Origin of the sequence: Methylobacter sp. S3L5C, from assembly GCF_022788635.1 — a bacterium.
Taxonomy (GTDB): domain Bacteria; phylum Pseudomonadota; class Gammaproteobacteria; order Methylococcales; family Methylomonadaceae; genus Methylobacter_C.
The window spans coordinates 1,170,227-1,183,807 of sequence record NZ_CP076024.1; the positions used below are offsets into that span (position 1 = coordinate 1,170,227).

A 13,581-nucleotide genomic window follows, 5' to 3' on the forward strand; every position below is an offset into this window, starting at 1 on the left:
GAGAAAAAGCACATGCAATTAAACCCATCTGAAATAAGCGATCTGATTAAAAAGAAGATCGAAAACTTCGACTTAAGTGCCGAAGCGCATACAGAAGGTACCGTAGTCAGTGTGACTGACGGTATTGTAAGAGTACATGGTCTTTCTGAAGCTATGCAAGGTGAGATGCTTGAATTCCCGGGTAATACCTTTGGAATGGCACTTAATCTTGAAAGAGACTCAGTGGGTGTGGTGATATTAGGCGCATATCAACACATTACTGAAGGCGACATTGTAAAATGTACCGGTAAAATTCTGGAAGTACCTGTTGGTGAGGCATTACTGGGCCGTGTTGTTGACGCGCTGGGTAATCCTATCGACGGTAAAGGTGCTATTGATACGACTGAAACGTCACCTATTGAAAAAATCGCACCGGGTGTAATTGCCCGTCAGTCGGTTGATCAACCCGTACAATTGGGTTTGAAATCAATTGATGCGATGGTTCCGGTAGGTCGTGGACAGCGCGAATTGATTATTGGTGACAGACAAACCGGTAAAACAGCCATTGCGATTGATGCAATCATTAATCAAAAAGGTACAGGCATTAAATGTATCTATGTGGCTATCGGTCAGAAACGTTCATCAATTGCCAACGTAGTTCGCAAGCTCGAAGAACATGGCGCAATGGCGCATACGATTATTGTTGCCGCATCAGCTTCTGAGTCTGCTGCACTGCAATTTATAGCACCGTATACCGGTTGTTCAATGGGTGAGTTTTTTAGAGATCGTGGTGAAGATGCCCTGATTATTTATGACGATTTAACCAAGCAAGCTTGGGCTTATCGTCAGGTATCTTTATTACTGCGTCGTCCTCCAGGTCGTGAAGCGTATCCAGGTGACGTATTTTATTTGCATTCGCGTTTGCTGGAAAGAGCATCACGTATCAATGCAGCTGAAGTTGAAAAATTGACTGGTGGCAGAGTAAAAGGTAAAACTGGTTCATTGACAGCATTGCCAATCATTGAAACTCAAGGTGGTGACGTATCGGCTTTTGTACCGACTAACGTTATTTCCATTACTGATGGTCAGATTTTCCTTGAAAGCAACTTGTTTAACGCAGGTATCCGCCCGGCTGTAAATGCCGGATTGTCGGTATCACGCGTAGGTGGCGCAGCACAGACAAAGATCATCAAAAAGTTAGGTGGTGGTACCCGTCTTGATTTGGCGCAGTACCGTGAGTTGGCTGCTTTTGCCCAGTTCGCTTCGGATCTGGATGAAAATACTCGCAAGCAAATTGAACGTGGTCAGCGGGTCACGGAATTAATGAAGCAAAATCAATATTCGCCAATGTCAGTGGCGCAAATGGCGGTTTCGTTGTTTGCTGCTAATGAAGGTTTCCTTGATAACATTGAAGTAAACAAGGTACTGGATTTTGAAGCTGCTTTACAGTTGTATATGAAATCAGAGCAGTCTGATTTAATGAATAACATAAATGCAACTGGCGATTTTAGTAATGAAATTAGTAGTGGCATAAGAACTGCTATTGAAACTTTCATTAAAACTCATAGTTGGTAAAAGGGTTTTCACATGGCTGTTGGTAAAGAAATACGCACAAAAATTGCGAGTATCAAAAATACTCAAAAAATTACACGCGCAATGGAGATGGTTGCTGCGAGTAAAATGCGTAAAACAAAAGACAGAATGCAGGCAACAAGGCCCTATTCTATAAAAATTGGCAAGATTATTAAACACTTGGCTCAGGCCAATCCGGAATATAAACACCCTTATTTGATAGTACGAGATGTCAAGAGAGTAGGCATTATTTTGGTAAGTTCTGATAGAGGCTTGTGTGGCGGACTGAATTCAAATTTATTCAGAAAGACGCTAAGCCAATTAATAGAATGGGATAAGGCAAACATAGAAGTTGATGTTTGTACCATTGGTTCAAAAGCTTCCGGCTTCTTTAGCAACCTGAAAGTCAATCTGGTCGGTCAGGTTTCCAAGTTAGGTGACGCTCCGCATCTACAGGATATAGCTGGTGTTATTAAAATAATGCTGGATGCCTATGAGGCAGGTAGAATTGATGAGTTGTATGTAGTTAGCAACGAATTCGTCAATACCATGACTCAACGGCCAACTGTTGAACAGTTACTTCCTGTAGTGGCCTGTGTACTTGACGAAAATCTGAATGGTCATTGGGATTATATTTATGAGCCTGATGCGAAAGACGTTTTGGATCATTTATTAAATCGTTTTATCGAATCCAAAGTGTACCAAGGTCTGGTTGAAAATAATGCCTGTGAGCAGTCTGCCAGAATGGTTGCGATGAAAAGTGCTTCGGATAATGCCGGAAACCTTATCGGTGAGTTGCAACTGATTTACAATAAAGCCAGACAAGCCGCCATCACTCAGGAAATTTCAGAAATCGTTGCCGGTGCCGCAGCTGTTTAAGACTCTGCTGAGCTTAGTCGAAGGCCCCAAGCAAAATGACACAACATTTAGAGGACAACTCAATGAGTTCGGGTAAAATCGTTCAAATTATCGGCGCGGTCGTTGACGTGGAATTTACACGTGCAGACCTGCCAAAAGTATATGATGCCTTAAACGTAGAAGGCAAAGGTCTCGTATTGGAAGTACAACAGCAATTAGGTGATGGCATCGTCAGAACTATTGCGATGGGTAGTACCGATGGCTTAAGCAGAGGCTTGGTTGTTAGTAATACTAAAGCACCTATTTCTGTGCCGGTAGGTAAAGAAACCCTGGGTCGTATCATGAACGTCCTGGGTGAGCCCATCGACGAAAAAGGACCTATCGGTGAAAAGGTAAAATGGGGCATCCATCGTGAAGCGCCAAGCTATGCAGAACAAGCAGCTGCCAACGAATTGTTGGAAACCGGTATTAAAGTTATCGATTTGGTTTGTCCTTTTACCAAAGGTGGTAAGGTCGGCTTATTCGGTGGTGCGGGTGTTGGTAAAACCGTTAATATGATGGAGCTGATTCGTAACATCGCTATCGAGCATAGTGGTTATTCTGTGTTTGCAGGTGTCGGCGAACGTACTCGTGAAGGAAACGACTTCTATCACGAAATGACCGATTCAAACGTAATCGACAAAGTATCGCTGGTTTATGGACAAATGAACGAGCCGCCCGGAAACAGGTTGCGCGTTGCCTTGACCGGATTAACCATGGCAGAATATTTCCGTGATGAAGGTCGTGACGTTTTATTCTTCGTGGATAATATCTACCGTTATACACTGGCGGGAACTGAGGTATCTGCACTGTTGGGTCGTATGCCTTCAGCGGTAGGTTATCAGCCAACACTGGCCGAAGAAATGGGTGTTTTACAGGAACGGATTACTTCAACCAAAACGGGTTCCATTACGTCTATCCAGGCAGTTTATGTACCCGCAGATGATTTAACCGATCCATCACCTGCAACAACTTTCGCTCATTTGGACGCGACCGTCGTATTGTCACGTCAAATTGCCGAGTTAGGTATTTATCCTGCTATTGACCCACTGGATTCAACCAGTCGTCAGCTTGATCCTTTGGTTATTGGACAAGAGCATTATGATGTCGCACGTACAGTTCAGGGTATCTTGCAACGCTACAAAGAGTTGCGTGATATTATTGCGATCTTGGGTATGGACGAGTTATCTGAAGAAGATAAGCTGACTGTATCAAGAGCTCGTAAAATGCAACGCTTCTTGTCTCAACCGTTCTTCGTTGCGGAAGTATTTACCGGTTCACCAGGTAAATACGTGTCACTGAAAGATACAATTGCCGGTTTTAAAGGTATCATTGCCGGTGAGTATGATGCAATTCCTGAGCAAGCTTTTTATATGGTAGGCACCATAGATGAAGTGCTTGAGAAAGCAAAGACATTAAAAGGTTAATGAATATTTCTCTCTGCTTAACGGCAGAGAGGGGTTTGAAACAGGTGAAAAAATGACCATGACCGTACATGTAGACATCGTAAGCGCGGAAAAGGAGATCTTTTCCGGCATTGCGGAAATGATTTTTGCTCCGGGTGAACTTGGGGAACTGGGTATTTCGCCACGGCATGCTCCATTAATAACCAAGCTTAATCCCGGTGAAGTTCGGGTAAAAGTAAGTGAAAATGAAAGTTATGCCTTTTATATATCCGGTGGAATATTAGAGGTGCAACCTCATCTGGTCACTGTTTTGGCTGATACAGCCATTAGAGCAAAAGATATTGACGAAGCACTCGCATTGGATTCTAAAGCGAAAGCTGAAGATGCCTTGGCAGATAAATCTGGTAAAATTGATTACGCAACTGCACAGGCTGAATTGGCACAAGCGGTTATGCAGTTAAGAACGTTGGACAGGCTTAGAAAGCGTGGCGGATAATAAAAAAATACAGATGCACGATTGCTGCCGGTAAGATAAAAAGCGCAATTCTATAATTTTAAAAAGCTCGATAACGTATGCCACGATATCGGGCTTTTTTTTTAACAGGATTTTAAATGAAAATAACGACTATTATTCTTGCCGCTGGTAAAGGTACGCGCATGCGTTCCGAGCTGCCCAAAATTTTGCATAAAATTGCCAATAGACCGTTATTACAGCATGTTTATGATATGTGTCAGCAACTGGAAAACAATACTATTAAAATTGTTTACGGTCATGGCGCCGATCTGGTCAGAGAGTCTTTACAGGATTTGGAAGCCGGCTGGATTGAACAAAAACAGCAGTTAGGTACGGGTCATGCCGTACAACAGGTTAGCGACCAAATTGCTGATGCCGAGACCGTTTTAATTCTTTATGGTGATGTCCCTTTATTGAAATTAACGACAGTAAAGCAATTAACAGCCAATGTTAATGATTTGTCGCTGGCTTTACTGACAGTCAATCTTGAAAATCCGACAGGTTACGGCAGAATAGTCAGGGATGAGTCTGGACGGGTAGCCAAAATTGTTGAAGAAAAAGATGCTTCCAGCACTGAAAAGCTGATTAAGGAAGGCAATACCGGCATCATGGCTGTTCAAGGCGGTCAGTTAAAAAAATGGTTAAACCGGTTAACCAATAACAATGTCCAAGGCGAATATTATTTAACGGATATTATTGAAATGGCCGTTGCCGATGGCATTGCCATTGTAACGAGCCAGCCGGAAACCGTTGATGAAGTGTTGGGGGTTAATAATCGTATCCAGCTTAGTCACCTGGAACGTGTTTATCAGTTGGAACAAGCCAATTATTTAATGGAGCAGGGTGTTACCTTAATGGATCCTGCACGTTTTGACCTCAGAGGATCGATTGAAATGCTGGGGATTGATATAATTTGCGATGTTAATGTCATCATTGAAGGCAAAAACAGTATTGGCAATAATGTCAAAATAGGTGCCAATACCCATATAAAAAATTCCATTATTAGCGATAACGTAGAAATCCTGGCTAACTGCGTCATAGACAATGCCGTTATCGGTGAAGGCAGTAAAATTGGACCTTATGCACGCTTGCGTCCTGAAACTGTGCTGGCTGAACACGTACATATCGGTAATTTTGTAGAAATCAAAAAATCATCCATAGCCGCATCTAGTAAAATAAATCATTTAAGCTATATTGGTGATGCTACCGTTGGCGCGCAAGTTAATATTGGTGCGGGAACCATTACCTGTAACTATGATGGGGTTAACAAATTTAGAACGATCATTGAAGATGGTGCTTTTATTGGTTCGGATACTCAGTTAATCGCCCCGGTGACCATAGGTAAAAATGCTACGATAGGTGCCGGCTCAACAATTACTAAAGACAGTCCTGAAAATCAACTAACTTTAAGCAGGGCAAAACAGGTTTCTATAGCAAACTGGCAGCGCCCCGTCAAACACGACTGAATGGATGCAGGATATCTTGTAATATCTGGAACAATTACCGAGGAAAAATAATATGTGTGGAATTGTAGGTGGAGTAGCGCAAAGAAATGTCGTGCCAATATTACTGGAAGGCTTGAGAAGACTTGAATATCGTGGCTATGATTCAGCTGGACTGGCAGTTATCAACGACCAGGTAATATATCGTAAAAGAGAGCTGGGTAAAGTTAAAGGTCTTGAGGCATTATTACAGGCTGATCCTGTTTCGGGCACTATCGGTATTGCACATACCCGGTGGGCGACTCATGGCAAGCCCAGCACAGCCAATGCACATCCACATATCTGCCGGGATAAAATTGCGGTAGTTCATAACGGTATTATTGAAAATCATGAAGTGTTGCGCAGTGCATTGATAAAAAACGGTTATGAGTTTACCTCGGAAACAGATACTGAAGTTATTGTGCATGAAATTTATCAGGCCATGGAATTTACTGATGGCTTGTTAAATGCAGTCAAGTTGGCGGTAAAGAAGTTGGAAGGTGCGTATGCCTTAGGGATAATCAGTGCAGAAGAGCCTGATATCTTGGTAGCATGCAGAAAGGGTAGCCCGTTGGTTATTGGTGTGGGTATTGGTGAGTATTTTATTGCTTCCGATGTCGCAGCTTTACTTCCTGTTACCCGACGTTTTATGTTTTTGGAGGAGGGCGACATAGCCTCTATCAGCATAGATAAATTGGTTATTTATGACGCAGATGACAATATCGTTAGCCGTCCCGTTAAAGAAAGCCGATTAACGGCAGACTCGGTTGATAAGGGCGATTATCGCCATTACATGCTGAAAGAGATTTATGAACAGCCGTTTGCGGTTTCGCAAACACTGGAAGGCAGATTCGTTAATAATCGCTTGCAAGAAAGTTCATTTGGGCATAATGCCAGTGACGTATTCGATAATATAAAAACCGTACAAATTTTAGCTTGTGGCACTAGTTATCACGCCGGAATGGTCGCGCGTTACTGGTTTGAAAAATTGGCCGGAGTACCATGTAATATTGAGGTTGCCAGTGAGTTTCGCTATAGAAGTCCGGTTTTGGCAGCGGATACCCTGGTTGTTACCATTTCCCAATCAGGCGAAACCGCTGATACCTTGGCGGCGTTGCAAGAAGCAAAAAAACTGGGTGCCAAATATTCTTTGGCGATATGCAATGTTCCCGAGAGTTCATTGATCAGGGAGTCCGATCTGGTATTGATTACGCGTGCAGGGCCTGAAATTGGTGTTGCCTCGACAAAAGCGTTTACGACACAGTTGGTAGCGTTGATGCTATTGGTCATTGCCATTGGCAGGCGATTTCATATGACTGAAGCAATGGAGCAGAAAATCACCTCGGAATTATTTGGTTTACCCGGAAAAATTGAAGCAGTATTGCAGTTGGATGATGAAATTAAGCTATTGGCCGAGCAATTTTCGGAAAAACAACATGCCTTGTTTTTGGGCAGAGGAACACATTACCCGATTGCCATGGAAGGCGCGTTAAAGTTAAAAGAAATATCTTATATTCATGCCGAGGCTTATCCTGCTGGCGAGTTAAAACATGGTCCTTTGGCATTAATCGATGCAGACATGCCGGTTATTACCGTAGCGCCTAACAACCGGTTACTGGAAAAGCTAAAATCAAACATGCAGGAAGTGAGCGCCAGAGGTGGGCAATTGATTGTTTTTATGGATGAAACATTAGCTTCTTCGTCTGATGCTAATGTACAGATTGTAAAAATACCACAAGTTGAAAATGAGATTTCACCAATTATTTATACTATTCCGTTGCAGTTATTATCCTATCATGTCGCTGTTTTAAAAGGGACTGATGTCGATCAACCCCGAAACCTTGCAAAATCAGTTACCGTAGAGTAAGTGTTACCGGTTAATAATTAGGCTGTTGGAAGTAATAAAATATTGTACCGGGTATAAATTTGTGTACTAAAACTCGATCTTCAAGTTTTCTTATTTTGACTTTATAGATCCTGGATAACTAGTAATACAACAAATAATAGATGTAGATGTAGATGTAGATGTAGGCCGGAATAAGGCTTTTCAATCGTAAGCGAGAACAAGCGTTTCGGGCTAACTATACGAGTGCGCCGGAAACGCCACCAGGCGCTACGCTCTTCGACAAGCTCAGGACAGGCTTGGGTGGCCTCATTCCAGCCTACGCCTAATGCTTGTTATCACTGAATTCCCCGAAATCAAGAATTAAAAACTTGAAAATTAAGCAAAACGGTTTTAGGTTAGCCATAATATATCAATCAAGAGCGGCCGAGGTTCTGATCGGGGTTTCGGTTATAAACCATGGCTAACGAATTAGTATAATGCAAACAGGGTTATCAGCACTTTATAATATTCATTACACTATTGATGGCAACAATCAAATTGAGCGACCCGTAACTTTTTGCCCGTGTCATAATAACAAGGCATCTTAAATATTTACAAGGTCGGCATAATGCCCAATTACAAAACCCAGCCTGACCCGTCAAACAAACTGCCACCAGGCATACCTTATATCGTAGGCAACGAAGCCGCTGAACGCTTCAGCTATTACGGAATGCGGGCAATATTAGTGGTTTTTATGACCCAGAATCTGATGAATTCATCAGGTCAACTGGCGGTTATGTCAGAAAATGAAGCGCAGGGTTATTTTCATTTATTTGTCTCGATTGTTTACTTTATGCCGCTGTTCGGCGCTTTATTGGCTGACGGTCTTATCGGCAAATATCAAACCATTATTTTTTTATCACTGATTTATTGCTTGGGCCATTTTGCCCTGGCCATTGATGATACCCGTATGGGTTTGTTAATTGGACAAGGTCTTATTGCCATGGGTGCAGGCGGAATTAAGCCCTGTGTTTCGGCTCATATTGGTGATCAGTTCGGGATTACCAATCAGCATTTAATGACCAAAGTATTTAGCTGGTTTTATTTCGCTATCAATTTTGGCGCATTTAGCGCCATGTTGATTGTTCCTTGGTTGCTTGCTCAATATGGCTCTTCTGTCGCTTTTGCTGTTCCCGGTTTGTTAATGCTGATGGCAACTGTTACTTTCTGGTCCGGGCGTTACCGCTTTGTGCATGTGCAGCCTGCCGGAATCAACTTTATAAAAGAAATGTTCAGTCATGTCGGCTTAACCAGCTTGGGCAAGCTGGCCTCCATTTATGCCTTTATTGCCGTCTTCTGGGCATTATTTGATCAAACCGCCTCATCCTGGATTCTACAAGCCCAAAAAATGGATCGTAACGTTTTTGGTTTTCAATTACTGCCGTCACAAATTCAGGCTGCAAATCCACTGCTGATTATGTTGCTGGTACCTTTATTTTCTTATGTTGTTTATCCTTTTTTAAGCCGCTTCTTGGTGTTGACTGCATTAAGAAAAATGACCATTGGTTTGTTTCTGACGGTTATTGCTTTTACCATCTCCAGTATCATACAAATGCAACTGGATGCCGGCTTAATTCCATCTATCAGCTGGCAGTTATTGGCTTATTTATTTTTAACCTCAGCCGAGGTTATGGTTTCCATTACTTGCCTTGAGTTTTCTTATACCCAGGCACCTAAAACCATGAAATCATTTGTTATGGCATTTTATTTTCTGTCAGTGGCACTAGGCAATCTTTTTACCAGCGCCGTTAATTTCTTTATTCATAATGACGATGGCACCAGTAAGCTTGCCGGTGCCAGTTATTTCTGGTTTTTTAGCGGACTAATGTTGCTTACCGCAGTATTGTTTTCGTTGGTGAGTAAACGCTACCGGGAAGACGACTGATAAATGCTTTCTATGGATCAAATCATCTATAATAAAAAATTGGAATTTAGTTTTTACAAAGTATGTGAGAGAAACCAATGAAACTTACGCTGCTTATTCTGGCAAGCCTTTTTTCAGCCTCTGCCTCTGCTGTCATTTATAAATGTACTGATACTAACGGCAATACAAAGTATCGCTCCAGCCCTTGCGAAACAGGACGTGACAATGGCAGGATTAACATAAAAACAGGTGCTTCCACGACTGACAACAAAAATAACCCACAGGATTTGGCACAAAAAGAGCAACAAATGGCGCTGCAAAAACAAAAGCTTGAACAGGAGCAATTACTAAAAAAACAAGCCAATATCAATAAGGATGCCCTTAATGAAAGTGCAATAAATCAGTTTCTTATTAAAAATAATCCTGACAAATTTTCAGTTTATGCAATTCCTCCTTATGCACCTGAAAAGCTACCGAACCTGGTCAAAACCTACCAAACCAGATTAGCGGACATTGAGCGACTAAGAAGACACGCTGCAGAACAAGCACTGGCATCCGGCCAATGTATCCGCGTTGAATCCGTAGAATTACATACTAAAAGCACCAAAGAGGCACTGATGTTTTCAATCAACTGCAGCAGCGGAAAGTCTTTTTATTTTAACGAACAAGAATTACCAAAGTAATGACCCGCATGAATTTATCAAAAACTATTTTAATAACCGGATGCTCCTCAGGTATCGGTTACTGTACTGCCGTTGAATTAAAAAAAAGGGGACATAAAGTCATTGCTACGGCAAGAAAATCCGAAGATGTAACGCGTTTAAGACAGGAGGGCTTTACCGCCATTCAACTGGATTTGGCTGACAGTAAAAGCATACAACAAGCGGTTAAACAACTGATTGACCTGACTGATGGGCATTGTGACGCGCTGTTTAATAATGGAGCTTTTGGTCAACCGGGCGCTGTTGAAGATTTAACGCGGGATGTTCTCAGATATCAGTTTGAAACCAATTTGTTTGGCACTCACGAATTGACCAATTTACTGATTCCACTGATGCGTAAACAAGGTTATGGCAGGATTATCTATAACAGCTCAATACTGGGATTGGTTGCCATGCGCTATCGCGGCGCCTATAACGCCAGCAAGTTTGCTCTCGAAGGTTTGGCCGATACCTTACGCCTGGAACTTTATGGTACCAATATCCATATTTCACTGATTGAACCGGGGCCGGTTTTAAGTGATTTTAGAAAAAACTCCTACGCACTCTACAAAAAAAATATTGATCCGGTTCACAGCTTTCACAAAGAAGCCTATGAAGCAATGGAAGCCCGACTACAGAAAGAAGGCGCGGCCGTAACGTTTACCTTACCTGCCCAAGCAGTTGCCAAAAAAGTGATTCATGCGCTGGAAGCCAAGCGCCCTAAAATGCGTTATTATGTAACTTTCCCCACCTATCTGTTTGCAGTTCTTAAACGCATTCTGCCTATGTCTTGGCTGGATGCCCTACTGAGAAAGGTTTAATTATGCAAGATCTTGACGAAATTATTATTTACTGTCCCTATTGCGGCGAAGCTCTTGATGCGTTAATCGATACCTCGGCAGGGGCACAGCAATATTATGAAGATTGTGCAGTTTGCTGTGCGCCGATCTTATTTACCGTATCTGAAGATCATACGGGAGAATTGGTTATTGACGTGAAAAGAGATGATGAATAATTTTATTCATTCATCGTCTCTTTATTTTTTGCTTTATGTAAACTTTATTTCATTTACCTCTAACCTGATACCGGCAGAACACAGTCACTAAAAAACACTCACTATGACAGAACAAGATAGAGTATTTCAACAAACCGGTCGGGCGGAAGATTTTGCTTTTGACGAACGTGTTGCTAAAGTCTTTGATGATATGGTTTCAAGGAGCGTACCTTTTTACAACGAGGTTCAGCGCATTCAGTCCGATCTTGTTATGGATTTTTTGCCGGAAGTTGCCGGTGTCGTTTGTGACTTGGGATGCTCGACAGGAACTACCATAGAGCATCTTACCAAACATCAAAAATGCCCGGAAAGCGCCCGTTTTACAGGCTATGACAATTCTGAATCAATGCTGGATAAAGCCCGTGACAAATTGTCAGGGCAAATAGCGGCAGGAAAAGTGTCATTAATTGCTGCTGATTTAAGCCATCTACCCCAATTACCTGCCTGCGACGTTGCCATCCTGAACTGGACTTTGCAATTTGTCCGTCCCATTGGCAGGGAACAGTTGTTAAAATCTGTTTATGAAGCGCTCAAGCCCGGTGGAATACTCTTGTTGTCAGAGAAAATACTGGTCAATGATCCGGTGTTAAATCGCTTGTACATAGATCATTACCTGCAATTTAAAGTCTCCCAAAGCAGTTATACCGATATTGAAAATCAGCGTAAACGTGAAGCGCTGGAAAACGTTTTGGTTCCTTATCGTCTGGATGAAAACTATGCGTTACTGGAGAGAGCCGGATTTGGTCGTATTGGCACCTACTTCCAATGGTTTAACTTTGCCTGCCTTATCGCGGTTAAAGTTTAATACCGGCCACTGAATAATTAAGCACGCAGGACCTGTCGTACCTGCCTTGATGTCCAAGGTGCGTATAGCAAAACCTACAAAATATCAAATTCAATACTATTGGTCGTTTATTTCTGTCCATTGGCATTTTTCCTTTACCAGTGGTGCCGTATGGCCACCGCCAATGCCTCTTGCAATCAAAGCCACAACCCTGTCATCTTTAGAGTAACCCACATGGGCTTCAATAGGATTGGCCATTTTACCCATGCCAAAGGCATCAAATACTTTTGCGACATTAATATTTACATTAGTCACATTAATACATAGCCTGGAATCGAGATACTTTTCGCCAAAATCTTGCGGTATGGCGTAACTTAATAAATCGTTGGGATCGCTAAAAGCAATAATTGATGTTTCATTGAACATGCGCGACGTGTATTTTGAGCCAGTCACCTGACAATAATCAGCTTTTTGTGCACTTACCTCAGGGAGTTCTCTGCCCAATTGCAACATCGGGAGCTGATTGGACATCATAAAAATCTGCACATGCTTTTTTTGTAAAGCCTCCCGCTTTACTTTGTTTATAGTTCGTATAGTCGATTTTTTTTCCGGACTCTCCAGCAAAGAGACCATGCGCGTAATACCGTCAATGGCTATACGACTTCCCAAGCTATGGGATATAAAAACGAATTCATCCTGATTAAAACTGGTGCCGAGGACATTGGTAAAATCACAACCCTGCCGACCATCCTTGGGGATTTGCTCCCAACTATCTTTGCCCATCCAGCAAAAAGCTTGTGCAAATGACCTTAATATAAGATCCCTGCTTTTACCGAGATAAATAATAGGATCGGGGCCGGTATCATTGCTGAATTTTTTTAACATATCATTAACTTCTGCCCGCCGATACGAATATTCTCCCGAGTTATCAAATGCCAATAACGCTTTTTGGTTTCGGGTAATTTCCGACCAGGTTAATTCATAAAACCATAGCTCCTTACTACCATTTTCATTTTGTAACCGGGAAATACGCAAATCACCTAATTTCTCTTCAGGATCACTAAAGGACATTAACTTTATATCTTTATAACTACTCGATTTGGCGGTTAAGTGCAGCTCATTGGCTAATTTCTCCAAAAATTCTGTGGAGTAACCGGGCAAACGATCACCCACACCATGAACCATCAAGACTTTCGTTTTACCCTGTGATTTTTCAAGTCCTGGCGCGATACCTTCGAAGGACTTCCCGCGTACTTGGCAGACTCGGGTATCCACGGCCTCAGACTTTTCCAGAAAAGCTTCAGCTACACCTTTTCCAAAACTGGCACAGCCCGATAAGAAAACAGCCAGGGATACCAGCAACAAACTTTTTTTTATGGTCGATAAGATCATTTTTTTAATCATAGTTTTTTATAAAATTTCGTGTCTTTGTGGTGATATTTTT

12 protein-coding genes are annotated in these 13,581 nt (G+C 42.1%); 11 read left to right on the plus strand and 1 reads right to left on the minus strand.

The genetic code is table 11. The features are described from left to right. Nucleotides 1-12: 12 nt before the first annotated feature. The 11 genes from atpA to cmoA all read left to right on the plus strand — a co-directional run bounded on the left by atpA (nucleotide 13) and on the right by cmoA (nucleotide 12,158). On the plus strand, nucleotides 13-1,554 hold the full coding sequence (gene atpA / locus KKZ03_RS05410) for a F0F1 ATP synthase subunit alpha (protein WP_243220518.1): 1,542 nt from the start codon (nucleotides 13-15) through the stop codon (nucleotides 1,552-1,554). Between the two features lie 12 nt (nucleotides 1,555-1,566). Then, the gene (gene atpG, locus KKZ03_RS05415; RefSeq protein WP_243220519.1) at nucleotides 1,567-2,430 is read left to right on the plus strand and encodes a F0F1 ATP synthase subunit gamma; all 864 of its coding nucleotides are present in this window, start codon (nucleotides 1,567-1,569) and stop codon (nucleotides 2,428-2,430) included. A 62-nt stretch (nucleotides 2,431-2,492) separates the two neighbouring features. Next, nucleotides 2,493-3,875: a F0F1 ATP synthase subunit beta gene (gene atpD, locus KKZ03_RS05420; protein ID WP_243220520.1), complete on the plus strand. Its 1,383-nt coding sequence runs from the start codon at nucleotides 2,493-2,495 to the stop codon at nucleotides 3,873-3,875. Nucleotides 3,876-3,927: 52 nt separating this feature from the next. Next, the gene (locus KKZ03_RS05425) at nucleotides 3,928-4,350 is read left to right on the plus strand and encodes a F0F1 ATP synthase subunit epsilon (protein ID WP_243220521.1); all 423 of its coding nucleotides are present in this window, start codon (nucleotides 3,928-3,930) and stop codon (nucleotides 4,348-4,350) included. Nucleotides 4,351-4,466: 116 nt separating this feature from the next. Then, nucleotides 4,467-5,834 carry a bifunctional UDP-N-acetylglucosamine diphosphorylase/glucosamine-1-phosphate N-acetyltransferase GlmU gene (gene glmU / locus KKZ03_RS05430; protein ID WP_243220522.1) on the plus strand — a complete coding sequence of 456 codons (1,368 nt, stop codon included), beginning with the start codon at nucleotides 4,467-4,469 and terminating at the stop codon, nucleotides 5,832-5,834. Nucleotides 5,835-5,886: 52 nt separating this feature from the next. Then, nucleotides 5,887-7,716, plus strand: coding sequence for a glutamine--fructose-6-phosphate transaminase (isomerizing) (gene glmS / locus KKZ03_RS05435; protein ID WP_243220523.1), 1,830 nt, complete (start codon nucleotides 5,887-5,889; stop codon nucleotides 7,714-7,716). 586 nt (nucleotides 7,717-8,302) lie between these two features. Then, a complete protein-coding gene (locus KKZ03_RS05440) occupies nucleotides 8,303-9,619 on the plus strand; it encodes a POT family MFS transporter (RefSeq protein ID WP_243220524.1) in 1,317 nt (438 codons plus the stop codon). A 77-nt stretch (nucleotides 9,620-9,696) separates the two neighbouring features. Further along, entirely contained in the window at nucleotides 9,697-10,281 is a 585-nt protein-coding gene (locus KKZ03_RS05445; protein ID WP_243220525.1) for a DUF4124 domain-containing protein, read from the plus strand. Nucleotides 10,282-10,289: 8 nt separating this feature from the next. Next, the gene (locus KKZ03_RS05450) at nucleotides 10,290-11,120 is read left to right on the plus strand and encodes an SDR family oxidoreductase (RefSeq protein WP_243220526.1); all 831 of its coding nucleotides are present in this window, start codon (nucleotides 10,290-10,292) and stop codon (nucleotides 11,118-11,120) included. Between the two features lie 2 nt (nucleotides 11,121-11,122). Then, the gene (locus KKZ03_RS05455; RefSeq protein ID WP_243220527.1) at nucleotides 11,123-11,314 is read left to right on the plus strand and encodes a CPXCG motif-containing cysteine-rich protein; all 192 of its coding nucleotides are present in this window, start codon (nucleotides 11,123-11,125) and stop codon (nucleotides 11,312-11,314) included. Between the two features lie 103 nt (nucleotides 11,315-11,417). Continuing rightward, nucleotides 11,418-12,158 carry a carboxy-S-adenosyl-L-methionine synthase CmoA gene (gene cmoA, locus KKZ03_RS05460; protein WP_243220528.1) on the plus strand — a complete coding sequence of 247 codons (741 nt, stop codon included), beginning with the start codon at nucleotides 11,418-11,420 and terminating at the stop codon, nucleotides 12,156-12,158. A 96-nt stretch (nucleotides 12,159-12,254) separates the two neighbouring features. On the opposite strand, the gene KKZ03_RS05465 is transcribed toward cmoA, so the two are convergent. Next, nucleotides 12,255-13,529, minus strand: coding sequence for a hypothetical protein (locus KKZ03_RS05465; RefSeq protein WP_243220529.1), 1,275 nt, complete (start codon nucleotides 13,527-13,529; stop codon nucleotides 12,255-12,257). Nucleotides 13,530-13,581 lie beyond the last annotated feature (52 nt).